The following is a 24,376-nucleotide window of genomic DNA, read 5'->3' on the forward strand; positions in this document are numbered from 1 at the left end:
GGCTCACACCGCCGGTCGCCGCCGCGCTGCTCGCCGGCGCTCTCACCGCCGCCGCCTCCGCCACCGCGGGCGTCCGGTCCGACACGGTGGACGCGGGTCTCGGCAGGATGATCGGTGCCGCGCGGGAGGCGACGCGGGCCGCGCGGGCGATCCCGCCAGCGCTGCTGGCCGTCGCCTGGCTGTCCGTCGCCCTCGGCGCGCTCGTCCTCGCGGCGCCGGGCGCCGTCCCGGTCGCGGGGGGCGCGTCGTGGTGGGCCTTCGCCCCGTTGTGCGCCCCGCCGATCGCCGTCGCCGCACTGCGGATGGCGGGGCGCGGCCCGATCGACCACTCGCTGCCGGTGCTCGACACCCCCGGTGGTCCGGTCCCGCTGGGCCCGCTCTTCTGGGGAGTCACCGGGATCGACGTGGCCGTGCTCGGCTGCGCCCCCGCGCTCGCCGCCCTGCTGCTCCAGCCCGCGGAGACGGCGGGATTCCTGACGGCCCAGGCGGTCGCGACCGTCCTGATCGTCGGCGACTTCCTCCGGCGCGGCCGCCGGAGGTGAGGCCCGGGGCCGGGGCCTCTATTCGAGACCCATCGACCTGACGTGACGTTCGGCGATGCCCGGTTCGGGGGGCGTCTCCCCCTTGATCCGGTAGACCCCGTTGCCCCGGGCGAGGATGCCCATGTCGACGAGGTACCGGCGGACGGCGGCGTGGTCCGCCTCGCCGCCCTCGCACCAGGCGCGGAGCCTCTCGTTGACGGCCCGCTCGTCGTACTCCGCCTCCGGATCGAACGAGCGGGCCACCACGTGTTCGAGGACCGCGCGGCGGCGGCTCTGCCGCGCCGGAAGCTTGATCAGCCGGTCGCCCTGCACGAAGGGCCACAGACCGGACTCCCCGCCCTCGCCGCCGGGTGCCGCGCTCTCCGCCGCCGTCCGGCGCGAGAGGTCCCTGAGCAGCGCGTAGTCCACGTCGAGCCCCTGCCCGCCCGCAACGACCAGTCCGTGCTCCTGGAACCGCCGGACGGCTCGCGCCGCTTCCTTCGCCGGCACCCCGGCGGCCTCGGCCACCGCGGCGGGAGTGGCCGCTCCGAGCGCGATCGCCGCGAGGACGCGCATCCGGCTCGGCTGGGCCAGCAGCCCCACCAGAGTCTTGGGGGTCATCGCCGGGTCGAGGGGCGCCTCATCGCCTTTCCGTTCCGCGTGCACGGGATCTCCCTTCGTTCTCCCTGTCCGTACGGCTCCGGCCGGAGCCGATCCCCCGTACGAAGGCACCTCATCGGACAAGGCACGACGGCCGGCACGGGCGTGATCCGGTTCCCGATCCTCACGCTAGGAGGGCGCCGGGCGGGCGGCAAACGAATTAACGGGCGCCCGGCGACGCGGGCGGGGAGGACGCCGGAGAAGCGAAAGCCCCGTTCCTCACCGGAACGGGGCGTTTCCTTTCGGTGGAGCTATGGGGACTCGAACCCCAGACCCCCTCCATGCCATGGAGGTGCGCTACCAGCTGCGCTATAGCCCCTTGGTGACGTCCGCGACGGTTTCCCCCTCGCGGCGCCACGCCAGTGTATAGGACATCTCGCCCCAGGCAGTAACCGATCAGCCGAGAGAACGTACGCGGCGGATCAGATCGGCCAGTTCGGCCACGTCGGGGTCCTCGGTGGCCTCGGCGAGGCGGGCCGCGTGCGCCGCCAGGTCGGTGACGCCCAGGCCGAACCGCTCACCGCGTTCCGTCCACGGAGACCGCAGATACTCCGCGAAGGCCGCGGCCGCCGCGTCGACCTGGAGCCGGAGCGGCGCCTTCGTCCACAGGTCGCCGCGCACGTCCCCGGTCTCCACGCTGCGGCTGACCTCGGCGGGCCTGCGGCTGTCGGGGTCGAGCCAGCGCACCGTCGCCGTCGCGAGCTGCCCGGACGCCCCGGCCCGGAGCCGTACCCAGTAGAGCGCGGTCACGGAGTGCCCCGGCCCGACCTCTCCGCCGTCGCGCGAGTCGTCGCGGAACTCCTCTGGCGTCAGCTCCCGGTTCTCGTACCCCAGCAGGCTGTACGACTCGACGGTGGCCGGGTTGAAGACGACCTGCGCCTTGGCGTCGCGGGCGCGGAGGTCGAGGTTGGCCGGGAGCCGCTCCACGAAGACCTTCCGCGCCTCCTCCTGGCCGCTGACGTAGACGGCGGCGCCGTCGCCGTTGTCGGCGAGCTGCTCCATCAGCTCGTCGCCGTACTCGCGGCCCACACCGACGCAGAGCAGCGTGACCTGCTTGGCCGCGTAGTCGCCGACCCGGTCGAGGATGGCGCGCCACTGGGTCTCGCCGGTGTTGGCGAGCCCGTCGGAGAGCAGGATCACCCGGTTGACGGCGACGGACCGGAACGCCCGGGACGCCTCCTGATAACCGGTGACGAGACCGTCCTCCAGGTTGGTCGAGCCCTCGGTGCGCAGCTCGTCGATCGCGCCGTGGAGCCGCGCCCGCTCCTCCACGGGGGCCATGGGGCTGATCAGCCGCGCGGTGTCGCTGAACGACACGATCGACACCTGGTCTCCGGGCATGAGCTGGTCGACGAGCGTGTGCAGGGCGTCGCGCACGAGGTCGAGCCTGCCGGTCTCGGCCATGGACCCGGAGACGTCCACCACGAACGTCAGATTGGCCGGCCTGCGCTGCTCCGCGCCGACGCCGCGCGTGCGCAGCCCCACCCGGAGCAGCACCGCCCCGTCCGTGCGCGCCCCGTCCATGTGGACGGCGAAGCCGTTGTCGTCCGGCTCGGCGTAGTCCTGCCCGAAGGAGTTGACGAACTCCTCGATCCTGACCTGGGTCGGCTCGGGCAGCCTGCCCTCCCGTATGGTCCGGCGGGCGTAGCCGTACGACGCCGTGTCGACGTCGAGGGCGAACGTGGAGATCTGCTCGGCGGTGGCGTCGCGCTCCGGCCTCGCGGCGGGCGCGGCCTGGTCGCCGGGCGCGGCGCGTCCGGCCGACGACGGCGTTCCCCCGCCTCCGCAGGCGGCGAGGACGACTGAGAGCAGGGCTATCCCCGCAAGGACCGATAAACGTGGCTTCATCCGGCACCTCCGTCGGCTTCCTTTCGCCCTTACGACGCCATCCCGTACGGCGAAGCCGGGCCCGTCACGGAAGCGACGGCAAAACGTGCTCATCGCGTGACATCAGGTCAGAGGCGATGTCATGGTCCGTCGCCGCTCGGGCGGGAGGCGGCGCGACGGCCTACCGGCGGCCGAGCAGCGTGGAGAGCGTGACCGGGCGAAGTTTCCGCTCCCCGAGCCCGCGCACGATCGCCGGGAGCGCGTCGTCGGTCAGCCCCGAGGGTTTCCCGCCGCCCAGATGCAGCGCCACGACGGAGCCGCCGCGCACCCCCGCGAGGGTCTGCCGGACGATCGCGTCCGCGGAGGTCGCGAACGCGTCCCCGCTGATCACGTCCCACTGGACGGGGGTCAGGCCCTCGGCCGCGACCGCCTTGAGCGCCGCCCTGTCGAAGCAGCCTCCCGGAAAGCGGAAGAACCGCGGATGCCGGGGGTCGAGCCGGTCGAGCAGAGCCTCGGTCCTGCGCAGGCTCCGCCGCATGTCGTCGGTACGGCCCAGGCCGTAGCAGGGAGTGGTGAACGCCTTGTGGTCGTACGAATGGTCGGCGACCTCGAACAGGGGGTCGGCGGCGAGGCCGGCCGCCACGCGCGGATAGCGCTCGATCCACAGGCCCGTCATGAAGAACGTCGCGGGCACCTTGAGCCGCCGCAACTCCGCGATCAGGCGCGGGTTCGCGTAGGAGTCCACCTCTCCCCGGTCGAGCTGCCCTTCCATGTAGGACGTCATGTCGGCGTCGAAGGTCAGTGCGACCATGGCGGTCTTCCGCGGCCCGTGGCGTACCGGGTCGAGCGACGAGGCCGCGGGGGACGGGCGCGGAGACGGTTCCGCCGGCCGCGCGGTCTCCCGGCCCGCGCCCGCGGCCATCGGACGCGGCGCCATGGTGTCCCCTCCGGACGGCACGTGGGCGGCGCATCCGGAGACCAGGAGCACTGACATCAGGAGAGCCGGCCGCCTCAGCATGATCGGCATCGTACGGCCAGGCGAGGGCGGCGCCGCCACGAAACGCCTGGGGCGACGGCGAGCCCGGCACCCCGTCCCCTCGGTGTCACGGGCCGGTCGGGCCGCCGACGGGACCGCCCGTGTTGTTGATGATCACCGTGTCGCCGATCCGGCTGGAATCGTAGAAGCGGTGGGCGTCCTCCGTGCTCAGGTGGACGCAGCCGTGGGAGCTGTCGACCTGGCCGATGGCGTCGTCCCAGGGCGCCGCGTGGATGAACAGGCCTGAGCCGGTCAGGCGCACCGCCCAGTGGACCTCGCGGTCGTAGTAGTTGGGATTACGCGGGTCGCAGGTGATGCTCGCGCTGCACGAAGTCATCCTGATGTCCGCGTCCTTGCCGATCACGTGGAATGTTCCGTTCGGGGTACGGAAGCCGGGCTTTCCGAAGCCCGCGGTGAAGGTCATCACCGTCCGGCCGTTCTCCGTGACGGTCATCTGGTGCGTCGCCGCGTCGAGCGTCGTGACCTGGCCGACGGAGGCCGCCCGGGCCGGAGCGAGGCCCAGCGTCAGGGCGGCCGTCAGTGCGCCGGCCAGCGCGAACCGGGCGGCGTCACGAGCTCGTGTGGGTGAATTTCGGCGCTGGCGGACCACTTCTGATCACCGTCGCTCTCTCCACAACCAGAATATTCCGACATCACTCCCTCATCGGGAGCAAGTCGGGATAGATGCGGCAAATCTGGGCGAGGAACCCGCCTTCGTGCAACGAACCGGTGGGCGAAGATCGGCCCCCAGGTGAAACCCCGAGCGTGCGGGGAGTCCTCATGGGTGGGGCGACGACGCCGTGAGGCCGGCCCTGCGACGGCCCTCGCGGCGAAGACTTACGGGAGGGGCACTAGGTTCGTATCCCGTGCGAATCATCAGTCTCAACGCTTGGGGCGGTGCGATGTTCGAAGAACTCGCCCGCTGGCTCGGCACGTGCGGCGCCGACATCCTGTGCCTCCAGGAGGTGACCCACACCGCGGCGGCCGGCGGTTGGACCCGCTTCGACGACGCCGACCGGTCGTTGCCGCAGCGAGCGAACCTGCTGGCCGACGTCCGCTCGCTGCTCCCCCGCCACCACGCGCTCTTCACCGCCAGCGACGCCGGGCCGGTCCGCGACCACGAGGGACGTTCGCACCAGCAGGATTTCGGACTGGCGGCCTTCGTCGCCGAGACGCTTCCCGTCGTCGGCACACGATCGGCGTTCGTGCACGGCGACTACGTCGAACACCAGGATCAATGGCCGACCGACGGTCGCCCCCGCGCCGCTCAGGCCGTGCGGGTCTTCGACCGCCCGTCGCAGCGGTTCGTCACCGTCGTCCAGGTGCACGGCCTGCGGGACCCGCGCGGGAAGGGCGACACTCCCGATCGGCGGGCGCAGGCCAAACGGCTCGCGGACCTCATCACGGTCGCGCGCGAGGACGGCGACCTGACGGTGGTGTGCGGCGACTTCAACCTGCTGCCCGACAGCGAGACGCACCAGGTCCTCGCGGGGCTCGGGCTGGTCGATCTGGTCCGGGACGCCGACACCAGGACCTCCCGCTATCCCAAGCCGCTACGGCATGCGAGTTATCTGCTGATATCCGAGCCCGCCGCCGTCCGGCGATTCGAGATCGTCGCCGAACCCGAAGTGTCCGACCACCGTGCCCTGATGCTCGACCTTCACTAGCCGGAAGCGCCCGTCCAGCGGCCGGGCGCTCCCCGGAAAGACGAAATCCCGTCCGATCAGATGATCGGACGGGATCCCGTCGACTTCGATCCAGCCGTCTCGAGAACGGCTCTCGGTGGAGCTATGGGGACTCGAACCCCAGACCCCCTCCATGCCATGGAGGTGCGCTACCAGCTGCGCTATAGCCCCTTGCGACGCAAGTCAGTGTATAGGAATCGGCCCTCCGGGCGGTAACCGAACGCGGCGATGCCACATCCGGGCCCCTGATACGTCCGGGCTTCATGAGCGGCGAACAGTTCGCCGGCCATCGTGACCTGCCGACCTGGGTGACATGCCGGCGCGGCCGATGCCGAGGACGGGTGCCGGTCCGAGGCGGACGCCGAGCACATCGACGACACCGCGGCGTACCTCGTGCGCGTGACCGGGAACCCGGCAAGGATCATTCGGCTAGGGTCGGGAGCCGTGGTCGAGATCGCGTTGAGAACCCGGGCCGAGGTCGCCGAGAGCCCCACCTGGCTTGCGGAGACGGGCGAGCTGCTCTGGGTGGACATCCCCGCCGCGGAGATCCACCGCTTCTCCCCGTCGACCGGGTCCGACACCGTACGGCACGCGCCGCAACACGTCGGCGCGGCCAGGCCCCGAGCGAACGGCGGGCTGGTGCTCAACCTGGTCGACGGGGTGGGGCTGCTCGACCCGGACGGCGGGTTCCGCTGGCTCGCCGATCTGGCGCGCGACGGTGTGCGCGGGAACGACGCGGCGGTCGATCCGCAGGGGCGTCTCTGGGCGGGCACCATGCGGTACGACCAGGCGCGGGGCGGCGGTCGGCTCTACCGCGTGGATCCCGACGGCGCGGTCGTCACGGTCCTGGAGAGCGTGACGATCAGCAACGGCATCGGGTGGAGCCCGGACGGCACGCTGATGTACTACGCCGACACACCCACCGGGCGGGTGGACGTCTTCGACTACGCGCCGAGCGGCGAACTGTCGGGCCGGCGCGAGTTCGCCGCGATCGACGGCGGCTCTCCGGACGGGCTCACCGTCGACGGGGACGGCTGCGTGTGGGTCGCCGTCTGGGGCGGCGGCCAGGTGCGCAGGTACGCCCCGGACGGACGGCTGGACCGCGCGGTGGACGTGCCGGTGGACCGGCCGACCGCGTGCGCCTTCGGGGGCCGCGGCCTGACCGATCTCTACATCACCTCCGAGTCGAAGGAGGGGCAGCCGCTCGCCGGGTCGCTGTTCGTGCTTCCCGGCGCGGGCGTGGGTCTCCCCGAGCGCCTCTTCGCCGGATAGCCCGCGCCCCGGACGGGGAGAACCCGCCCCGCACAGGGAACCCGCACCATGGGAGAACGCCCCGGGAAACGGAGCCCGCGGGATCAGGGGTGCTCGCGCTCCCCCGCGGCGTCGCTCTCCCCCGTCCGACGGAACGGAACCTGCGGGATCAGGGGTGCTCGTACTCCCCCGCGGCGTCGCCCTCCCCCGTCCGGCGATCGGCCAGCTCGGCCCGCCCGAGCCGATAGACGGCGGCCATCAGCAGCGCGGCGCCGGTGAGCTGGAGCGCGGTGAGGCGCTCGCCCAGCGACACGACTCCGATGAGCGCGGCGACCAGCGGCTCGAGCAGGACGACGACCGCCGCGGTGGTGCCGCTCACCACCCCCAGGCCGGCGAAGAACAACCCGTACGCGAGCGCGGTCGGGACGGCCCCCAGATAGAGCAGCCCCAGCGCCGCCGCGCCGGGGTCGGCTCCCGAGGGAAGGACGCCGTCGACCGCCGCGAAGGGCAGCAGGCAGACGGCGCCGGCCACGAAGGACCAGCCCATCGTCTCCCCGGGAGCCCCCTGGGGAGCCCCCTCGCCGGAGGAGCGCCCGGCGCCGCTCAGCAGCGTCACGGCGGCGTAGGCCGCTCCCGAAAGGACGGCGTAGCCCGTGCCCACCGGGGAGAACTCGCCGTGCGTGAGCGCGGAGCCCCCGGTGAGCAGCGGGCCTCCGGTGAGGAGGGCCAGGCCCGCGACCGCCGCGCCGATGCCCGCGTTCGCCGCGCGGCCCGCATGTTCACCGAGGACGAGCCGGGCGCCGGCCGCGACGAACAGGGGGTTCGCCCCCATCGCGACCATCGTGGCGAGGGCGACGCCGCTCTCGGCGATGGCGGCGAAGTACGCGACCTGCGAGACGGCCGTGGCGATCCCGAGCGCCAGGACCTTCCGCCACGATCGCGGCCGGACCACCCGCCGGGAGCCGGTCGTACGGCCGAGGTACGTCACGGCGAGCAGGAGGGCGGCCCCGATGACGAACCGCCAGAAGGTGACGGCCACCGGGCCGAGGTCGCCCGCCCTCCGCAGGAAGTCGCCGACCGCTCCCCCGGTTCCCCAGGCGACCCCGGCGGCGGACACGAAGATCAGGCCCCGCCGCACGGGCAGGGAAGGAACGTGCGTCATTGATGTCTCTCATGGTGAGTGGTGGAAAAGGCCCGGGAAGCGGGCAGCCACCACCGGCCGGACCACCCGGGTCCGGCTCACGAGAGGGTCCGCCCGCTATCGGGCGGGCGGCGGGGAGACGATCAATCGCACGGGGGCACGCTATCGCGGCGCGGCGCGTCGCGGCATCGGCTTTCCCGGGGGCGTGCGGTCACCGGCGTCACGACGAACGCGACAAAGCGGTTTTCCATCCGATGATCAAGGACGTTCCCGCGCCACCGGCGCGTACGCCGATCCGCCTGGAACTCCTCATTTCAGAAACGAATCAATATTCTGGACAACAGACCGCCGAAGGGAATTTCCGAAGAGTGGTGTCAGGCCGTACTCTTGCTTCGTGGTCGCCCGAGGCGAGGTCAGGTCGCCTCGGGCGGCCACCTCGTTCACTCCGCGTCAGGCGTGGTCCGGCCGCGCTCGGCCAGGAACGCCAACGTGCGCGACCAGGCGTCCGCGCAGGCGCCGGCGAACTCCTCCATCCCCAGCTCGAAGAACCCGTGCGGCGCGCCGGGATAGGTGACGATCTCGTGCTCGACCCCCGCCTCGGTGAGCGCGGCGTCGAACGCGGCGACCGTGCCGGCGGGGATGCCCTCGTCCCCTCCGCCGAACATGCCGAGGATCGGCGCGGTCAGCTCGGGCGCGAGCTGGGTGGGCCCGTCCGCGCCGAAGAGCACGTCGGGATATCCGTACAGGCCGATCGCCCCGGCCAGGCCGAAGCGGGGCAGCGCCGAGGTGAAGGCCATCCGGCCGCCGAAGCAGAAACCGAGCGACACCACCGCGGCGCACCCCTCCGCCCGCAACCGGTCGGCCCCGGCGGCGATGTCGGCGTAGAGGCCCTCCCTGGTGAGTCCGCCCAGGTGCTCCATGAAGGGGAACGCGGCGGGATCTCTCGGCTCGGTGCCCGCGGTCCGGCCGAAGTAGTCGATCGCGAGCGCGTGGTGCCCCTGCTCCGCGAGCCGTACGGTCAACCGCTCGTAGAAGCCGGACAGCCCCCGGTTGTCGGGCAGCACCAGCACCCCCACGCCGGACGCCCGTCCGGGACGGGAGTGGCAGGCGGCGAAACCGGCGCCGTCGGCGGAGTTCAGGATCAGGCGGGCGGACGCGGCGGTGGTGACGGGAGCCCCGTACACGGGCGGCAGCGCGTCGGCGTCGTAGCACACGGGCGGATTCCTCTCAGATCGGATTACACCCGCAATGCTAATAACCGCACATAACCTATTTTCTCATCATATCAAAGGAAAATAAATTACCGGCCACCGCCCGATTAATATTGCATTTCTCTCTGATTCGGTCCCGCCGAGCCGGGCTCAGCGCTTGCGTCCCAGGCCGCAATAGCCGGTCTTGGCCAGGTCCTCGTCCATGAACATCGGCAGGTCCTCGGGGATGTTGAGGTCCCACGGCGCGATCAGCTCGAAGTCGCCGAAGAACGCGGCGACCTCGTCGCGGGAGCGCGGCCGGAACGGCGAGTTCGCCTGCTCGTACAGCTTGCTGATCCGGGCCATCGTCTCCGGCCGGGCGTCGCTGCCCGCGTGCGCGACCGCCAGATAGCTGCCCGGCGCGAGCGCGTCGCGATACTCGGCGACGAAGTCGTGCGGCTTGTCCTCGTCGGGGATCAGGTGCAGCAGGAACATCATCAGCACGCCGACCGGACGGTCGAAGTCGATCAGTCCCCGCACCTCGGGGCGGTCCAGCACGGCGCGCGGGTCGCGGACGTCCGCGTGCACCATGGCCACCCGCTCCGGCTCGGCCAGCAGCGCGCGGCCGTGAGCGCAGACCACCTCGTCATGGTCCACGTACACGACACGCGAGTCGGGAGCGACCCGCATCGCGATCTCGTGGACGTTCTCCCGGGTCGGCATCCCGGATCCGAGGTCGAGGAACTGCCTGACCCCCTGCGCCGCGAGGTGCTCGACGATCTCCCGGATGGCCTCGCGGCTCTGCAGGGCGATCTCCCTCATCTGGGGGAAGATCCCCAGCACGAGATCGCCCATCTCCCTGTCCACGGCGAAGTTGTCCTTGCCGCCCAGGTAGTAGTCGTACATTCGGGCGGCGTTCGGGACGTTCGGGTTCACACCGGTCGGCGCGATGGGGTCAGACACGATCACTCCTCAGGTTTTGAGGAAGATCGTAAGGGGTCCGCTGGGCGAAATCCCCTAATTCCGTGCGACTTGCGACGCCCCCGCGGAGACGCAAACCGTACGGGGTGCCCGCTCCCCCTCGCCGTCGGACCCCGCCGCCGGCCGCCGCTCGTCCTCGATGAACTTCGGCGCCCCCGCGTACCAGCCGGACACCACCTGGGCGGCGACCACGGCGAACAGCAGCACGAACGGGACCGTCCAGCCGCCGCTGAGCTCGTACAGCACGCCCACCGCGAGCGGACCCGCGCCGGCGATCAGGTAGCCGGCGCTCTGCCCGAACGCGGACAGCGCGGCCGTGGCCTCGGCCGTACGGGTGCGCAGCGCGAGCATCGCCAGCGCGAGCGGGAACGACCCCATGCCCACGCCCACGAGCATCGACCACACCCACAGCCCCCGCCCGGTCAGCAGCCCGGCGAACCCGATCACGTACGCGCCGCAGAAGGCGACGACCAGCGCCCGCTGGTCGGCCATCCTGGCGGCGACGGCCGGGACGAGCATCGAGATCGGGATGCCCAGGCCGGTGAACACCGCGAGGACCGTCCCCGCCTCCCCCGACGTGTAGCCGTTGTCCTGCAGGAGCTGGGGAAGCCAGCCGAACATGACGTACGCGATGAGGGACTGGGTGCCGAAGTACGCGGCGATCGCCCAGGCCAGCCTGCTGCGTACCAGCTCGCCCGGCCCCGCCCCGCGGACTCGGTGCCGCTCCGGCTCACTGCGCAGGAGCGCAAGCCACGGAATGGCGGACACGGCGGCCAGGGCCGCCCACACACCGAGTGCCACGTGCCAGTTGCCGCCCGCCGCCCGCTGGATGGGCACGGTCGCGGCGGCGGCGAGCATGGTCCCGACGGCCAGGGCCGTCGAGTAGACAGTGGTCATCACGCCGGCCCGCGCGGGGAAGTGGCGCTTGATCAGCGTCGGGATCAGCACGTTGCCGATCGCGCCGCCGGACAGCGCCACGGCGCTGGCCACGAGGAACACGCCCGAACTGCCGACGACGGAGCGGATCCACAACCCCGCCCCGAGCAGGACGAGCGCGGCCAGCAGCAGCCGGTGCTCGCCCACGCGGTGGGACAGCGCGGGAGTCATCGCTCCGAAGAGGGCGAAACAGAGCACCGGCAGCGTGGTGAGCAGTCCGCTCGCCACACCCGACATGCCGAGGGCCGCGCTGACCTGGTCGAGCACGGGACCCACACTGGTCACGGCGGTACGGAGATTGAGCGCCGCGAGAACGATACCGAGCGCGACGAGCCAGGCGACCGAACCCGTTCGGCCCCTGCGTGCGACGACGGCGGTCATGCCGGTGCAAACCCTCTTTTCGCTGTCGAATCATCCTATGACTCGACAACTGTAGCAGAGAGCTCAATCACGACACGAACCGCAAACGCTCTCGTAACACCGGTCCCTCCGGTGGCCGGAGCGCCGGGGCTCAGGCGCGCGGCAGCGTCGTCCCGGGGCCGCCCTCCGGGGGGACCGGGCCCGGCCCGGGCGCGGGAAGCGGCGACTTCGGCGGATATTCCGGATTCACCGGCTGAGGCGGCATCGGCTCGCCGATGTCGTATCCGGTCCCGGAACCGGAGCCGCCGGAACGGCCCTCCTGATGGGGAGCGGGGATGTCACCGCGCCAGCCGCCGGTCTCGGTGCCGCGCGACTCGATGTACGTCTTGAAGCGCTCCAGGTCGCCCTTGACCCGCCTGCGTACGATCTGCAGCAGGTCGGCGGCCGTCTCGGCCAGCCCCTCCGGGTCGTACTCCAACTGGAGCGTGACGCGGCAGTGCGCGTCGTCGAGGCGGTGGAACGTCACCACCCCCGACTGGTGCGGCCGGTCCAGCGAGCGCCAGGCCACCCGCTCGTCCGGGTGCTGCTCGGTGATCTCCGCGTCGAAGTCGCGCCGCACCCCGCCGATCTCGACCGCCCAGTACGTCCGGGTGTCGGTGACCTGCTTGACGGAGTCCACGCCCTCCATGAACTCGGGGAAGCTCTCGAACTGGGTCCACTGGTTGTAGGCGGTGCGCACCGGCACGTTCACGTTGACCGAGTGTTCGATCGAGCTCATGCCTGTCTCCTCCTGTCCTCGTGACTTCGGAGGATCGCTCTGCCCGCACAGACCCGGTCTAGTCGGATTCGCCGGTACGGATCACCACTAGACCCGCGCCCCTCAGGACGCGTTGCGGCGCAGCCAGAACAGCCCGAGCACCGGCAGGACGAGCGGCACGAACAGGTAGCCGGCGCCGTACCCCGACCAGACCGTGGCGTGCGGGAACGCCGCCGAGTCGGCGAGACTCAGCGTGCCGACGACCAGCACCCCCACGAGCTCGACGAGGCACGCCCCGAGGGCGAGCCGCCGCTCGCCGCGGGCCAGCGCCACAGTGAGCACGATGTACACGACGGCGGCCAGCGCCGAGAGCAGGTACGCCAGCGGCGCCTCGTCGAACCGCGTCGCGATCTGCACGGCGGCGCGGGCGGAGGCCGCGAGGGCGAAGACGCCGTAGACGGCGACGAGGACCCGGCCCGGTCCCGATCTCACCGGAGCGTTCACGCCGTGCCGTTCCAGAGCTGGAGGAGCCGCCCGGTCATGACGGCGACGGTGAACCCGGCGACCGCGATCACTCCGGGCCCCCAGCGGGTGCGCTCCGCCTTGCCCCACCACACGGCGGCCGGCGGGATCACGACGGTCCCGGCGAGATAGCCGATGAACGTCGCCGTCTCCTGCTTCACCTCGGACAGCCGCGCCACGGCGAGACCCGCCTGGACGAGCAGGGCCACCTCGATCAGGGCGAGCCCGGCCAGCAGGACGAGGCCCATGGGCCGGTTCCGGATCGCCGTGATCAGGCTGATCAGGGCGAGCAACAGGGCGGCGCCGATCAGCCAGCCGGAATAGGCGCCGCTCATCGGGCGCAGGGGTTCGGGAGCATGGCCAGTAGGCTACCGCCGGCCGTGGCCGCCTCCGATTCCGCCTCCGGCGGCTGTGGACGGGGGGCCCGGGGGCCCGCCGTGCGGAGTGTGTGATCGAGGTGGAGCTATGGGGACTCGAACCCCAGACCCCCTCCATGCCATGGAGGTGCGCTACCAGCTGCGCTATAGCCCCTGGTCACCGCGTTCGAGTTCTCTCGACGCGGCGCCCGAGGAGCATATAGCGACCATTCGCCGTTTACCTAATCGACACCTGGCGGCCGCCGCGCGGGTCAGCCTCCGGCGATGGTGTCGGGCCTGTCGTCGCTGCTCACGGGCTCGGGAAGCGTTCCCGCGTTGTGTTCGAGCAGCCGCCACCCCCGGCGGCCCTCCTCCAGCACCGACCACGAGCAGTTGGACAGGCCGCCGAGGGCGGACCACAGCTCCTCGGGCAGGCCGAGAAGCCGGGCGATGCCGAGCCGCAGCGCCGCCCCGTGGGAGGCGACGACCAGCAGCCCGTCATCCGGCAGCTGGGCGACCCACCGGCGGATGGCCTCCGACACGCGCTCCGCGACGTCGGCCACGGCCTCGCCGCCGGGCGCCTCCCAGGCCTCGTACTCGACCGGCCAGCCCGCCCTGATCTCCTCCCGGGTCAGCCCCTCCCACGCGCCGCCGCCGCGCTCCCGCAGGTCCTTGTCCACGAGCACGCCGAGGCCGGCGATCCGGGCCAGAGCCGCCCCCGTGTCGTACGCGCGCTGCAGGTCCGAGGAGACGATCGCGGTGGGCCCGAGCGCGGCCAGCAGGGACGCCGCCCGCGCCGCCTGGGCGACCCCGGTGGCGTCCAGGGGGATGTCGCTGTGTCCCTGGAACCGCTGCTCGACGTTCCATCTCGTCTGTCCGTGGCGCAGGCAGACCACCCGCCGGCTCACGCGGACGTCCCCGTGGCCGGCTCGAGCAGTTCGCTCACCGGGCCGCCCCGCCGGCCCGCTGCGCGGCAACCCTGGTGACGCTCTCCGGAAGCTCGATCGAGGGGCAGTCCTTCCACAGCCGCTCAAGGGCGTAGAAGGTGCGCTCCTCCTCGTGCTGGACGTGGACGACGATGTCGATGTAGTCGAGGAGCACCCAGCGCCCCTCCCGTTCGCCCTCACGGCGGACCGGCTTGGCGTCGGCCTCGACGCGGAGCCGTTCCTCGATCTCGTCCACGATCGCGCGGACCTGACGGTCGTTGGAGGCGGAGCAGAGCAGGAACGCGTCGGTGATGACGAGCTGCTCGCTCACGTCGTAGGCGATGATGTCGTCGGCCAGCTTCTCCGCTGCGGCCTCGGCGGCCACGCTGATGAGCTGCAGCGATCTCTCAGATGCGGTCACGATGCGGTTCTGTCCTCCATTGCCGGGGCACGAGTCTCGATCGGCTCTTCCAAGGGTGCCCGCCGGACGGCGGGCGATTCAATCCCGTTTTCGCGCCCGACACTATCCGGACGCGGCCCCGCCGTATCAACGTACGGCACCTGCCTGGCGATTCCGCCCCTCCGCGCCGCCTCGCCCGGGTCAGCCGGCCTGGTCAGCCGGCCTGGTCAGCCGGCCTGGTCGCGGTACAGGCCCCGCTTGTTGATGTACTGCACGATGCCGTCGGGGACGAGGTACCAGATGGGCTCCCCCGCGGCGACCCGCTCGCGGCACTCGGTCGAGGAGATCGACAACGCCGGGATCTCGATCAGGCTCACCCGTCCCTCGGGCAGGCCGGGGTCGAGGAGCGCGTGCCCCGGCCGGTCGCAGCCGACGAAATGGGCGATCGTGAACAGCTCGTCCACGTCCCGCCAGCTCAGGATCTGCGCCAGCGCGTCGGCCCCGGTGATGAAGTAGAGCTCCACCTCCGGACCGTAGATCGCCGAGATCTCGCGCAGCGTGTCGATCGTGTACGTCGGCCCGGGACGGTCGATGTCGACCCGGCTCACGGAGAAACGGGGGTTCGACGCCGTCGCGATGACGGTCATCAGATAGCGGTCCTCGGCGGCGGTGACCGTCTTGTGCGCCTTCTGCCACGGCTGCCCGGTCGGCACGAACACCACTTCGTCCAGTTTGAAGTGGTGCGCCACCTCGCTCGCGGCCACCAGGTGACCATGGTGGATCGGGTCGAACGTCCCTCCCATGATGCCCAGCCGTCTGGTCGCCGCCCCATTTCTCATGAAACGGACCCTAGCCTGCAGGTCACGCGAGACAGGAGGTACCCCTCCAAAACACAGGCCCGCGCGCGGCCAGTCCCACCGACATAGCATTCGGGGCATGACCACTCCCGATCGCAATCGCGTGCAGCTGCCCGGCATCAGCTCCCGCGCCTACGAACACCCCGCAGACCGTTCAGCGCTCGTCGCGATGCGCTCGCTCAGCGGGTTCGACTCGGTGCTCAAACGTATGTCCGGGCTGTTCAGCGAGCGCCGCCTGCGCCTGATGTTCCTGGCGTCCGCGGTGCGCACAACGGACACGCAGTTCCGCGGCCTCCACGACATGGGCCGCGACAGCGCGTACATCCTCGACCTGCACCGGATCCCCGAGATCTACGTGCAGCAGGACCCCAAGGCGTACGCCATGGCCATCGGCTTCGACGAGCCGTTCATCGTGGTCTCCACCGGCCTGCTCGACCTGATGGACGAGGAGGAGCTCCGCTTCGTCATCGGGCACGAGACCTCCCACATCCTGTCGGGCCACGCGGTCTACGGCACGATGCTGGAGATCCTCACCCGCCTCGCCACCCGGGTCGCCTGGATCCCGCTCGGCTACATCGGCCTGCGGGTCATCGTGGCCGCCCTGGAGGAGTGGCAGCGCAAGGCCGAGATGTCGGCCGACCGCGGCGGCCTGCTCGCCGGGCAGGACCCCGACGCGGCGCTGCGCGCCCTGATGAAGCTCGCCGGAGGCTCGCGCCTGCACGAGATGAACATCGAGGCGTTCCTCGACCAGGCCCGCGAGTACGACACCGGCGGCGACGTCCGCGACGGCCTGCTCAAGGTCCTCAACCTCCTCGGCACGACCCACCCGTTCGCGGTCACCCGGGTCGCCGAGCTCGACCGCTGGCGGCGCGACGGCGAGTACGAGACCATCCTGGCCGGGGACTACCCCCGCCGCGCCGACGACGCCAACGCCAAGCTCACGGAAGAGGTAAAGGCTGCCGCCAACTCCTACCGCGAGTCCTGGGCCCAGTCGCAGGACCCGTTCATCGGCGTCCTGCGCGACGTCGCCGAGGGCGCGGTCAACGCGGGAGAGCGCATCTTCAACAAGTTCGCCCGCAGGGACAACTAGGTCGTGTCCGACACTCCCTAGACGAAGAACGCCACCGTTCGCACGGCCGCGGCGCACAACGCCACGAAGCCGCCGAGCACGGCGAGCGCCCGCAGGCCCTCTCTCCGCAGCTCGGGCACCCGAGCGCCGACGCGCTCGACCTCACGGCCGATGATCCCGCCGGTGACGACGCCGAAGGCGACCCCCGCGACCGTCACGGGCACCGCCTGGGTCCACCACTCGGGTTCCAGGCGTGCTCCGGCCGTGAGCCAGAGCGCCGCAAAGGCCGCGGCCGCGGCCGGAAGTCCCGGCCAGGCCACGGCCGAGACGAGCGACCCCGCCAGAGTCAGGGGAAAGGTCACCACCCGCAGGAACCCCCGGACCCTGGCCGACTCCCGCCCGCGCACCAGCCAGTGACCGCTCCACAGCGCCCTGGTGAGCACCGCGAGCGCGCCCGTGATCGCGAACGTGGCGAGCGGATAGACGAGCGACGCCACCACGCAGGGGATCGCGAGCAGCGCCAGCACCAGCAGCACGGCGCTTCCCCGGGGAAGGCGCGGCATCGTGCTCGCCGGCCTGTCCACTGCGACCCTCTCCACCGCCGCCGTGTCCGCCACCGGCTCGGCCACCGACGCCGAGGCGACGGTCCGCGCGGCCTGCCGCGGCCGGTCCCCCCGCTCCGAACGGCCCGAACGCTCCGAACGGCCGGAACGGTCCGAGCGGGCGGGGCGGTCGGCCCGGCGGACACGCGGAGGCCGCCCGGACCGGCCCTGGCGTCCGGCACCGCGCCTGCCGTCCGCGCGCCGGCCCTCCTCGCACACGGGCTCGGCCGAAGCACGGGCGAGCCGGGCCAGCCGGCCGGCCAGGACCGCGGCCCTGGGACGCCTGTCCGGATCCCGGTGCAGGGCCGCCCTGATCAGGGGCAGCAGTGCGGCGGGCACCCCGGCGAGGTCCGCCTGACCGTGCAGGACCGCGTACATCTGGGACTCGGCGGTCCCCCGGCCGAAGGTGGGCCGGCCGGTCGCGGCGAACGCCACCGTCGCGGCCCACGCGTGCACGTCGGCCGGCTGCCCCACCGTCTCGTCGGCGAACAGCTCGGGCGCGGCGTACCCCGGCGTCCCGAGGAACGTCCCGGTCATGGTCAGCCTGGTCGCGTCGAGGACCTGGGCGATGCCGAAGTCGATGAGCACCGGCCCCTCCGCGCCCATCAGGACGTTCGCCGGCTTCAGGTCCCGGTGGACGACGCCCGCGGCATGCGTGATCGCCAACGCCGTCGCGAGGTCGCGGGCCAGCGAGATCAGCTCCGGCTCGGGCAGCGGCCCCCTGCGACGCACCGCGTCGAGCAGCGTCTCGCCCTCGATGTGCTCCATCACCAGATAGGGCCGATCGCAGGACAGGTCGGCGTCCAGGACCTGGGCGACGTACGGGCTCTCCACCCGGCGTAGGGCCCGTACCTCGCGTTCAAGGCGTAATCGCGCGTCCGGGTCGTCCCCGAGCGGGTCACGGAGCATCTTGACCGCGACCTGCTCGCCCCGGCGGTTGGCCGCGAGGTAGACCTCGCCCATGCCGCCCCGGCCCAGCCGCTCCAGCAGCGCGTACGGGCCGACCCGCCCCAGACGTCCACCCATAGGAGGGACAACCATAGCGGCGCGGACGGACGAATCCGGGAAGGCGCGCCGAGCGGATATCAGACCGACGCGTGGACGATTTCGCCGCGGCGGCGGGCCCTGACCCGCCCGATGAGCAGGTGATCGAGGCTCAGCCAGCCGGGCCCGGCGACCGCGATGACCACTCCCAGCGCGCCGAGCGCGAGCACCAGCTCCAGGCCGCCGTCGGCGACGCCGTGCGGCACGTGGACATAGAGGAAGGCACCCGCCGCCACCATGGCGACCGCCGTGCCCGCGACGGGCGTGAGCAGGCCGAGGAGCAGCAGGCAGCCCCCGCCCAGCTCGGCCATGATGGCGAAGACCGCCGAGATGTGCGGCAGGGGGACGTCCGCCGAGGCGAACTGCGCGGCCGTGGCGTCGACCCCGTTGCCGTACTTCTCCCATCCGTGCGTCATGAAGACGCCCCCGAGCACCGCCCTGCCGATCAACGCGGCCACGGCGTAGAGCGCCCGTTTCATCACGAGTCCTTCAAGAGGAGCTCCAGCTCCGTCTCCGGCTCCGCGCTCAGCTTCCTGGGCCCGGTGCGCCGCCAGTTGACGTGCCCACGGCTCTCCAGCCACAACATGAGCCGGTCCGCGGCGACGACCACGCCCACCGCCATGCCAAGGGCGACCACGATTTCCATGGGCACAGCAAAGCCGCACGGCGCCGCCTCCCCTAGTGACACGCGGGTTACTTTGCGCAACGTTGATCGTCACGGCAGGCAACCACAAGTCATTCCCAAGCGAGCGGGCTCATTCTTGACCCAGGCCGGCGCCGGGGGCGCGCGGTCCTCATCGGGAGAAGCAACCAAGAAAGCGGTGGTTCACCCCACATGGACACCGACCACACAACCGGGCGGGGCACCCGGCACGTCACCGTCCTGGTGGCCGACCAGCATCCTTTGTACGCCGAGGGAGTCCGGTACGCACTGCACGAAGCCGGCGACGTCACCGTCGTGGGCGCCGCGTCGGAGCCGCTCGACGCCATCAGGCTCGCGGTACGGCTCCGCCCGAACGTCGCCCTGATCGACGTCGCCATGCCGGAGGCGGTGGACTACCTGACGCGCAGGTGCCCCGCCGTACGGATCATCACGATGGGCACGGGCTGGTCGGAGGGGGACCTGTTCGCCGCGCTCCGCGCGGGGGCGTACGGGCACCTGCTCAAATGCGCCTGCCCCGGGGAGATCGCGGCGGCGGTCCGCTCCGTCGCGCTGGGACAGATGGTGTTCGGCCGGGGCGTGGGGCCGCGGCTGCTGACCCACCTCGGCGACCCGACGGCGCGGACGCCGTTCCCCGGACTGACCCAGCGGGAGCACGAGGTCCTGGAACACCTCGCCGACGGCCGGTCCAACGCGGAGATCGCACGGGAGCTGCGCCTGGCGCCCAAGACCGTGCGCAACCACGTGAGCAACGTGCTCAGCAAGCTGGAGGCGCCGAGCCGCACCGACGCGGCGCTGCGGGCGAGGGACGCGGGCCTCGGGTCGCGCCGGATGCTGGCCCGCGTCTGATCCTCCTGCGGTCCCGCCCGTCCGCCGCACGACGCGTCGGGCGGGCGGGCGCGGACCGGGGAGACGCCGCGAGGGGCACTAGTCCCGGACGTGCCCGTCGCCCGTGTAGACCCACTTCGTGGAGGTCAGCTCGGGCAGGCCCATCGGGCCGCGGGCGTGCAGCTTCTGGGTCGAGATGCCGATCTCGGCCCCGAACCCGAACTCGCCGCCGTCGGTGAACCGGGTGGAGGCGTTGACCGCGACCGCGGCCGAGTCCACGTTCGCCACGAACCGCCGCGCCGCCCCCTGGGACCGGGTGACGATCGCGTCGGTGTGGCCGGAGCCGTACGTCCTGATGTGGCGGACCGCGTCGTCGAGCGAGTCGACCACCGCGGCGGCGATGTCCAGCGACAGGTACTCGGCGAAGAAGTCCTCCTCGGTCGCCGCCACGACGTCGGCGCCGTACGCGCGGACCCGCTCGTCGCCGTGCACGGTCACGCCCACGTCCTTGAGCGCGGTGAGCGCCCTGGGCAGGAACTCCCCGGCGATGTCGGCGTGCACGAGGAGGGTCTCGGCCGCGTTGCACACCGAGGGCCGCTGCGCCTTGGCGTTGACGAGGATCGTGAGCGCGGTCTCGATGTCGGCGTCGGCGTCCACGTACACGTGGCAGTTGCCGACGCCGGTCTCGATGACGGGAACGGTGGACTCCTCCACCACGCTGTTGATCAGCGACGCGCCGCCGCGCGGGATGAGCACGTCGACCAGCCCGCGGGCCCGCATGAGATGCTTGGCCGACTCCCGCGTCTGGCCCGGCACGAGCTGCACGGCCGCGGCCGGCACCCGCGTCGCCTCCAGCGCCTCCTGCATGATCCTGACCAGGACCGTGTTCGACGAGTACGCGCTGGACGAGCCGCGCAGCAGCACGGCGTTCCCGCTCTTCAGGCACAGGGCGGCGGCGTCCACGGTCACGTTCGGCCGGCCCTCGTAGATGATCCCGATGACGCCGAGCGGCACCCGGAGCTGGCGCAGTTCGAGCCCGTTCGGCAGCGTGCCGCCCCGCACCACCTCGCCCACGGGGTCCGGCAGCTCCGCGACCTCGCGCACCGCCGCCGCGATCTTCTCGACGCGTCCGGCGTCGAGCCGGAGCCGGTCGATCATCGCCTCGGAGACCCCGCCCGCGCGGGCCCTCTCCACGTCGTCGGCGTTCGCCTCGACGATCTCGGCCGAGCGTGCCACCAGGGCGTCCGCGACGGCACGGAGCGCGAGGTCCTTCGGCGCGCGCGGCAGCGGCGCCAGCACGGTGGCGGCGTCCTTCGCCGCCCGGGCGACCTTCAGGAAGTCTTCTACCTCAGACATGCTCCGCACTCCAGAACTCGCTAGTGGTGGTGCCCCAGTATGACGATGTGGTCCCGGTGGATCAGCTCGCGTTCATATTCCGGACCGAGCGCCCTGGCCAGCTCCCGTGTGGACCGGCCGAGCAGCTCGGGGATCTCGGTCGCGTCGTAGTTGACCAGCCCGCGCGCCACGACGGTGCCGGCGGGGCCGCACAGGTCCACCGGATCGCCCGCGGAGAAGTCGCCCTCGACCTTGACGACCCCCGCCGGGAGCAGGGACTTGCGCCGCCCGACGACCGCGTCGACCGCGCCGCCGTCGAGGTGGAGCCGCCCCTGGCCGGTGGCGGCGTGGGCCAGCCACAGCAGCCGGGTGCCGGGGTGGCGGCCCACGGGGTGGAAGTACGTGCCGACGTCGTCTCCGGCCAGCGCGTGCGCCGCGTGCGCGGCCGCGGTGAGCACGACCGGGACGCCCGCCCCGGTGGCGATGCGCGCGGCCTGCACCTTGGTCACCATGCCGCCGGTGCCGACCCGGCCGGAGGTGCCCAGCTCGACGCCCTCCAGGTCCTCGGGCCCGCGCACCTCGGTGATCCGCCGGGCCCCCTCCTTGCGGGGGTCGCCGTCGTACAGGGCGTCCACGTCGGAGAGCAGCACCATGGCGTCGGCGTACGTGACGTGGGCGACCAGCGCGGCGAGCCGGTCGTTGTCGCCGAACCGGATCTCGTCGGTCGCGACGGTGTCGTTCTCGTTGACCACGGGGACGATGCCGAGTTCGAGCAGCCGGGCGAGCGTGCGCCTGGCGTTGCGGTAGTGCGACCTGCGCATCATGTCGTCCGCGGTCAGCAGCACCTGCCCGACCCGCAGGCCGTACCGGGCGAACGACGAGGTGTAGCGCGCGACGAGCACACCCTGCCCGACGGAGGCCGCCGCCTGCTGGGTGGCCAGGTCCTTGGGACGGCTTCTGAGCCCGAGCGGGCCGAGCCCGGCCGCGATCGCGCCGGAGGAGACCAGCACGATCTGCGCGCCGGCCAGGCGGCGCGCGGCCAGCACGTCGACCAGCGCGTCCACCCTGTCCACGTCGATGGTGCCCTGCGGGGTCGTCAGCGACGACGACCCCACCTTGACCACCAGCCGTGCCGCCGTGCCGACCCGATCCCTGCTCATCGCCGTCCCCCTCTCAGGCGAGCCTGCTGTCCGTGCCGCGCGGCCCGGCCACCCTGGTGTGCGTGCCCTGGGACGGCTGCCAGTCGAAGACGTATCCGCCCTCCATCGGGCCGATGATCACTTCGGCGCCGACCTGGGCGCCCGCCCCGACCAGCGCCTCCTCGACGCCGAGCCGCTCCAGGCGGTCGGCGAGATAGCCGACGGCCTCGTCGTTGGTGAAGTCGGTCTGGCGGATCCAGCGCTCCGGCTTCTCCCCGGTGACCTGGAAGGTGTTCTCGTCCACCCGCCGCACCGCGAAACCGGTCTCGCCGAGGCGGCGCGGCCGGATGACCAGGCGCGTCGGCTCCTCGATCGGCGCCTCCGCCCGGGCCCGCGCCACCATCTCCCCCATCGCGTACGCCAGGGGGGTCAGGCCCTCGTGGGAGGCGGCGGAGATCTCGAAGACCCGCAGCCCGCGCTCCTCCAGCATCGGGCGGACGATGTCGGCCAGGTCACGCCCGTCGGGGACGTCCACCTTGTTGAGCACGACCATCCGCGGCCGGTCCTGCAGCGACCCGTACGCCTCGAGCTCGGCCTCGATCACGTCGACGTCGCTCAGCGGGTCGCGTCCCGGGTCGAGGGTGGCGCAGTCGAGGACGTGCACGATGGTCGAGCAGCGCTCGACGTGCCGCAGGAACTCGTGGCCGAGCCCCTTGCCCTCGGACGCGCCGGGGATCAGCCCTGGCACGTCGGCGACGGTGAAGACCGTGTCTCCGGCCGTGACCACTCCGAGGTTGGGGATCAGGGTGGTGAACGGGTAGTCCGCGATCTTCGGCCGGGCGGCCGAGAGCGCGGCGACGAGCGAGGACTTGCCGGCGTTCGGGAAGCCGACCAGCGCCACGTCGGCGACGGTCTTGAGCTCGAGGACGATGTCCGCCTCGTCGCCCGGCTCGCCGAGCAGCGCGAAGCCGGGGGCCTTTCGCCGGGCGTTGGCGAGCGCGGCGTTGCCCAGGCCGCCGAAGCCGCCCTGCGCCGCGACGTAGCGGGTGCCGGCGCCGACGAGGTCGACCAGCACCTCGCCGGTGGCGGCGTCCTTCACCACGGTGCCGTTCGGAACCTTCAGGATCGTCGTCTCGCCGTTCGCGCCGTCGCGGTTCGACCCCATGCCCTGCTTGCCGTTGCCCGCCCGGCGGTGCGGGCGGTGGTGGTACTCCAGCAGGGTCGCCGTGTTGGGATCCACCTCCAGGATCACGTCCCCGCCGCGGCCGCCGTTCCCGCCGTCCGGGCCGCCGAGCGGTTTGAACTTCTCCCGGTGGATGGAAGCGCAGCCATGACCGCCGTCACCCGCCTTGATGTGGAGGATGACGTTGTCGACGAAATCAGCCATTGCTTCCCCTCATGGGAGGGGAGCGGCGCGCTGTCACCGCGCTTCCCCTCAGAAAAGAGATGAGGCGGACCGAGAACTCGATCCGCCTCATCTACAACCGTTTGCCGAGCGGATTCACTCCGCGATCGGGACGATGCTCACCGCGCGCCGGCCGCGCTTGGTGCCGAACTGCACGTGGCCCGCCGCGAGGGCGAACAGCGTGTCGTCGCCGCCACGGCCGACGTTGTCGCCGGGGTGGAAGTGCGTGCCGCGCTGGCGGACGATGATCTCACCGGCGTTGACGAGCTGACCACCGAAGCGCTTCACACCCAGACGCTGGGCGTTGGAGTCGCGGCCGTTCCGGGTGGACGAGGCGCCCTTCTTGTGTGCCATGATTCACTCCCTTTCGGGGGACATCCCCCGGGAAATCCTTACTGTCCGGGGTTGATGCCGGTGACCTTGACCTGGGTGTACCGCTGGCGGTGACCCTGGCGCTTCTTGTAGCCGGACTTGTTCTTGTACTTGAGAATGCGGATCTTCGGGCCCTTGGTCTCGCCGAGGATCTCGGCGGTCACCTGGAACCTGTCAAGCGTGGCAGCGTCGGTGGTGACATCGCCGTCGTTGACGACGAGCACCGCCGGCAGCGACACCGAGGAGCCGACCTCGCCGGCGACCTTGTCCACCTCGAGGACGTCCCCGACGGAGACCTTCTGCTGCCTGCCGCCGCAACGAACGATCGCGTACACCGCGGAACCCTTCTTCTGGCTAAATGCTTAGATGCTGCGCCCCGCATCCAGGCTGCTGTCGATGAAAACGACCGGCGAACCGGGTAGGCGCGCGAAGCCAGGCGCGCCACCGGGCGCACCGGTTGACTAGGGTACCGGATTACCGGTACCCAGGTCGAACCGGGCGGAACGCCGGGAAAG

26 protein-coding genes, 3 tRNA genes and 1 pseudogene are annotated in these 24,376 nt (G+C 71.8%); 5 read left to right on the forward strand and 25 right to left on the reverse strand.

Going from position 1 to position 24,376, the window contains the following annotated elements:
* A pseudogene (locus AWQ70_RS40080) lies at positions 1-542 on the forward strand (DUF6297 family protein); the annotation flags it as partial.
* Between the two features lie 18 nt (positions 543-560).
* Here AWQ70_RS40080 and AWQ70_RS35350 read toward each other — a convergent pair.
* From AWQ70_RS35350 to AWQ70_RS35370, 5 genes are all read right to left on the reverse strand, one after another.
* Positions 561-1,187 (reverse strand): DUF2087 domain-containing protein, encoded by a 627-nt coding sequence (locus tag AWQ70_RS35350; RefSeq protein ID WP_067186265.1) that lies wholly within the window; start codon positions 1,185-1,187, stop codon positions 561-563.
* Between the two features lie 240 nt (positions 1,188-1,427).
* Positions 1,428-1,500, reverse strand: a tRNA-Ala gene (locus tag AWQ70_RS35355).
* A 77-nt stretch (positions 1,501-1,577) separates the two neighbouring features.
* Positions 1,578-3,029 (reverse strand): vWA domain-containing protein, encoded by a 1,452-nt coding sequence (locus AWQ70_RS35360; protein ID WP_067186267.1) that lies wholly within the window; start codon positions 3,027-3,029, stop codon positions 1,578-1,580.
* A 160-nt stretch (positions 3,030-3,189) separates the two neighbouring features.
* Positions 3,190-4,026, reverse strand: coding sequence for a polysaccharide deacetylase family protein (locus AWQ70_RS35365; protein ID WP_084518163.1), 837 nt, complete (start codon positions 4,024-4,026; stop codon positions 3,190-3,192).
* A gap of 85 nt (positions 4,027-4,111) precedes the next feature.
* Positions 4,112-4,654, reverse strand: a complete 543-nt coding sequence (locus AWQ70_RS35370; RefSeq protein WP_067186271.1) for a L,D-transpeptidase — start codon at positions 4,652-4,654, stop codon at positions 4,112-4,114.
* Positions 4,655-4,910: 256 nt separating this feature from the next.
* On the opposite strand from AWQ70_RS35370, the gene AWQ70_RS35375 reads away from it, so the two are divergent.
* The gene (locus tag AWQ70_RS35375) at positions 4,911-5,711 is read left to right on the forward strand and encodes an endonuclease/exonuclease/phosphatase family protein (protein WP_067186274.1); all 801 of its coding nucleotides are present in this window, start codon (positions 4,911-4,913) and stop codon (positions 5,709-5,711) included.
* A 116-nt stretch (positions 5,712-5,827) separates the two neighbouring features.
* Here AWQ70_RS35375 and AWQ70_RS35380 read toward each other — a convergent pair.
* Positions 5,828-5,900: transfer RNA gene (locus tag AWQ70_RS35380), tRNA-Ala, on the reverse strand.
* Positions 5,901-6,173: 273 nt separating this feature from the next.
* Between AWQ70_RS35380 and AWQ70_RS35385 the strand changes: the two genes are divergently transcribed.
* Complete coding sequence (locus AWQ70_RS35385; RefSeq protein ID WP_067186276.1) at positions 6,174-7,001, forward strand: SMP-30/gluconolactonase/LRE family protein; 828 nt, start codon at positions 6,174-6,176, stop codon at positions 6,999-7,001.
* A gap of 148 nt (positions 7,002-7,149) precedes the next feature.
* On the opposite strand, the gene AWQ70_RS35390 is transcribed toward AWQ70_RS35385, so the two are convergent.
* The 11 genes from AWQ70_RS35390 to nadD all read right to left on the reverse strand — a co-directional run bounded on the left by AWQ70_RS35390 (position 7,150) and on the right by nadD (position 15,388).
* Positions 7,150-8,142 (reverse strand): DMT family transporter, encoded by a 993-nt coding sequence (locus AWQ70_RS35390; protein ID WP_067186278.1) that lies wholly within the window; start codon positions 8,140-8,142, stop codon positions 7,150-7,152.
* A gap of 419 nt (positions 8,143-8,561) precedes the next feature.
* Entirely contained in the window at positions 8,562-9,335 is a 774-nt protein-coding gene (locus tag AWQ70_RS35395; RefSeq protein ID WP_067186281.1) for a dienelactone hydrolase family protein, read from the reverse strand.
* A 147-nt stretch (positions 9,336-9,482) separates the two neighbouring features.
* The gene (locus AWQ70_RS35400) at positions 9,483-10,274 is read right to left on the reverse strand and encodes an SAM-dependent methyltransferase (protein ID WP_067186338.1); all 792 of its coding nucleotides are present in this window, start codon (positions 10,272-10,274) and stop codon (positions 9,483-9,485) included.
* Positions 10,275-10,328: 54 nt separating this feature from the next.
* Positions 10,329-11,609 (reverse strand): CynX/NimT family MFS transporter, encoded by a 1,281-nt coding sequence (locus tag AWQ70_RS35405; protein WP_084518165.1) that lies wholly within the window; start codon positions 11,607-11,609, stop codon positions 10,329-10,331.
* Between the two features lie 130 nt (positions 11,610-11,739).
* The gene (locus tag AWQ70_RS35410) at positions 11,740-12,366 is read right to left on the reverse strand and encodes an SRPBCC family protein (protein WP_067186283.1); all 627 of its coding nucleotides are present in this window, start codon (positions 12,364-12,366) and stop codon (positions 11,740-11,742) included.
* A gap of 102 nt (positions 12,367-12,468) precedes the next feature.
* Entirely contained in the window at positions 12,469-12,849 is a 381-nt protein-coding gene (locus tag AWQ70_RS35415; RefSeq protein ID WP_067186285.1) for a hypothetical protein, read from the reverse strand.
* Positions 12,846-13,202, reverse strand: a complete 357-nt coding sequence (locus AWQ70_RS35420; RefSeq protein WP_067186287.1) for a hypothetical protein — start codon at positions 13,200-13,202, stop codon at positions 12,846-12,848. The genes AWQ70_RS35415 and AWQ70_RS35420 overlap by 4 nt, the downstream gene beginning before the upstream one ends.
* A 123-nt stretch (positions 13,203-13,325) precedes the next feature.
* Positions 13,326-13,398: transfer RNA gene (locus tag AWQ70_RS35425), tRNA-Ala, on the reverse strand.
* A 97-nt stretch (positions 13,399-13,495) separates the two neighbouring features.
* A complete protein-coding gene (locus tag AWQ70_RS35430) occupies positions 13,496-14,131 on the reverse strand; it encodes a histidine phosphatase family protein (RefSeq protein WP_067186289.1) in 636 nt (211 codons plus the stop codon).
* Positions 14,132-14,165: 34 nt separating this feature from the next.
* Positions 14,166-14,570, reverse strand: a complete 405-nt coding sequence (gene rsfS / locus AWQ70_RS35435) for a ribosome silencing factor (RefSeq protein WP_067186291.1) — start codon at positions 14,568-14,570, stop codon at positions 14,166-14,168.
* Between the two features lie 206 nt (positions 14,571-14,776).
* Complete coding sequence (gene nadD, locus AWQ70_RS35440; protein WP_084518166.1) at positions 14,777-15,388, reverse strand: nicotinate-nucleotide adenylyltransferase; 612 nt, start codon at positions 15,386-15,388, stop codon at positions 14,777-14,779.
* 97 nt (positions 15,389-15,485) lie between these two features.
* Here nadD and AWQ70_RS35445 point away from each other — a divergent pair, with 97 nt between their 5' ends.
* A complete protein-coding gene (locus AWQ70_RS35445; protein ID WP_067186296.1) occupies positions 15,486-16,496 on the forward strand; it encodes a M48 family metallopeptidase in 1,011 nt (336 codons plus the stop codon).
* 17 nt (positions 16,497-16,513) lie between these two features.
* Here AWQ70_RS35445 and AWQ70_RS35450 read toward each other — a convergent pair whose 3' ends face one another.
* From AWQ70_RS35450 to AWQ70_RS40085, 3 genes are read right to left on the reverse strand one after another with little or no spacing between them, the layout of a single operon-like run.
* Positions 16,514-18,103, reverse strand: a complete 1,590-nt coding sequence (locus tag AWQ70_RS35450) for a serine/threonine-protein kinase (RefSeq protein WP_067186298.1) — start codon at positions 18,101-18,103, stop codon at positions 16,514-16,516.
* 59 nt (positions 18,104-18,162) lie between these two features.
* Entirely contained in the window at positions 18,163-18,600 is a 438-nt protein-coding gene (locus AWQ70_RS35455; RefSeq protein WP_067186300.1) for a DoxX family protein, read from the reverse strand.
* Positions 18,600-18,767, reverse strand: coding sequence for a hypothetical protein (locus tag AWQ70_RS40085; RefSeq protein ID WP_169808794.1), 168 nt, complete (start codon positions 18,765-18,767; stop codon positions 18,600-18,602). The genes AWQ70_RS35455 and AWQ70_RS40085 overlap by 1 nt, the downstream gene beginning before the upstream one ends.
* A gap of 189 nt (positions 18,768-18,956) precedes the next feature.
* Here AWQ70_RS40085 and AWQ70_RS35460 point away from each other — a divergent pair, with 189 nt between their 5' ends.
* A complete protein-coding gene (locus AWQ70_RS35460; RefSeq protein ID WP_067186302.1) occupies positions 18,957-19,631 on the forward strand; it encodes a LuxR C-terminal-related transcriptional regulator in 675 nt (224 codons plus the stop codon).
* Between the two features lie 78 nt (positions 19,632-19,709).
* Here AWQ70_RS35460 and AWQ70_RS35465 read toward each other — a convergent pair whose 3' ends face one another.
* From AWQ70_RS35465 to rplU, 5 genes are all read right to left on the reverse strand, one after another.
* Positions 19,710-20,966 (reverse strand): glutamate-5-semialdehyde dehydrogenase, encoded by a 1,257-nt coding sequence (locus AWQ70_RS35465; RefSeq protein ID WP_067186304.1) that lies wholly within the window; start codon positions 20,964-20,966, stop codon positions 19,710-19,712.
* A gap of 20 nt (positions 20,967-20,986) precedes the next feature.
* On the reverse strand, positions 20,987-22,105 hold the full coding sequence (gene proB / locus AWQ70_RS35470) for a glutamate 5-kinase (protein ID WP_067186306.1): 1,119 nt from the start codon (positions 22,103-22,105) through the stop codon (positions 20,987-20,989).
* A gap of 13 nt (positions 22,106-22,118) precedes the next feature.
* Positions 22,119-23,471: a GTPase ObgE gene (gene obgE / locus AWQ70_RS35475; RefSeq protein WP_067186308.1), complete on the reverse strand. Its 1,353-nt coding sequence runs from the start codon at positions 23,469-23,471 to the stop codon at positions 22,119-22,121.
* Between the two features lie 114 nt (positions 23,472-23,585).
* Positions 23,586-23,843, reverse strand: coding sequence for a 50S ribosomal protein L27 (rpmA, locus tag AWQ70_RS35480; RefSeq protein WP_061257314.1), 258 nt, complete (start codon positions 23,841-23,843; stop codon positions 23,586-23,588).
* A gap of 38 nt (positions 23,844-23,881) precedes the next feature.
* Complete coding sequence (gene rplU, locus AWQ70_RS35485; protein WP_067186310.1) at positions 23,882-24,196, reverse strand: 50S ribosomal protein L21; 315 nt, start codon at positions 24,194-24,196, stop codon at positions 23,882-23,884.
* Positions 24,197-24,376 lie beyond the last annotated feature (180 nt).

This window comes from Microtetraspora niveoalba (genome assembly GCF_001570405.1).
GTDB classification, from domain to species: domain Bacteria; phylum Actinomycetota; class Actinomycetes; order Streptosporangiales; family Streptosporangiaceae; genus Microtetraspora; species Microtetraspora niveoalba.

What these genes read in the sequence shown, in the direction of transcription:
- AWQ70_RS35445 (WP_067186296.1), top strand. Translation starts at nt 15,486, where the DNA reads ATGACCACTCCCGATCGCAATCGCGTGCAGCTGCCCGGCATCAGCTCC.
- AWQ70_RS35460 (WP_067186302.1), top strand. Translation starts at nt 18,957, where the DNA reads ATGGACACCGACCACACAACCGGGCGGGGCACCCGGCACGTCACCGTC.
- AWQ70_RS35365 (WP_084518163.1), bottom strand. Translation starts at nt 4,026, where the DNA reads ATGCTGAGGCGGCCGGCTCTCCTGATGTCAGTGCTCCTGGTCTCCGGA.
- AWQ70_RS35360 (WP_067186267.1), bottom strand. Translation starts at nt 3,029, where the DNA reads ATGAAGCCACGTTTATCGGTCCTTGCGGGGATAGCCCTGCTCTCAGTC.
- AWQ70_RS35405 (WP_084518165.1), bottom strand. Translation starts at nt 11,609, where the DNA reads ATGACCGCCGTCGTCGCACGCAGGGGCCGAACGGGTTCGGTCGCCTGG.
- nadD (WP_084518166.1), bottom strand. Translation starts at nt 15,388, where the DNA reads ATGAGAAATGGGGCGGCGACCAGACGGCTGGGCATCATGGGAGGGACG.
- AWQ70_RS35455 (WP_067186300.1), bottom strand. Translation starts at nt 18,600, where the DNA reads ATGAAACGGGCGCTCTACGCCGTGGCCGCGTTGATCGGCAGGGCGGTG.
- obgE (WP_067186308.1), bottom strand. Translation starts at nt 23,471, where the DNA reads ATGGCTGATTTCGTCGACAACGTCATCCTCCACATCAAGGCGGGTGAC.
- AWQ70_RS40085 (WP_169808794.1), bottom strand. Translation starts at nt 18,767, where the DNA reads ATGGAAATCGTGGTCGCCCTTGGCATGGCGGTGGGCGTGGTCGTCGCC.
- AWQ70_RS35420 (WP_067186287.1), bottom strand. Translation starts at nt 13,202, where the DNA reads ATGAGCGGCGCCTATTCCGGCTGGCTGATCGGCGCCGCCCTGTTGCTC.
- AWQ70_RS35410 (WP_067186283.1), bottom strand. Translation starts at nt 12,366, where the DNA reads ATGAGCTCGATCGAACACTCGGTCAACGTGAACGTGCCGGTGCGCACC.
- AWQ70_RS35390 (WP_067186278.1), bottom strand. Translation starts at nt 8,142, where the DNA reads ATGACGCACGTTCCTTCCCTGCCCGTGCGGCGGGGCCTGATCTTCGTG.
- rpmA (WP_061257314.1), bottom strand. Translation starts at nt 23,843, where the DNA reads ATGGCACACAAGAAGGGCGCCTCGTCCACCCGGAACGGCCGCGACTCC.
- AWQ70_RS35465 (WP_067186304.1), bottom strand. Translation starts at nt 20,966, where the DNA reads ATGTCTGAGGTAGAAGACTTCCTGAAGGTCGCCCGGGCGGCGAAGGAC.
- proB (WP_067186306.1), bottom strand. Translation starts at nt 22,105, where the DNA reads ATGAGCAGGGATCGGGTCGGCACGGCGGCACGGCTGGTGGTCAAGGTG.
- AWQ70_RS35450 (WP_067186298.1), bottom strand. Translation starts at nt 18,103, where the DNA reads ATGGGTGGACGTCTGGGGCGGGTCGGCCCGTACGCGCTGCTGGAGCGG.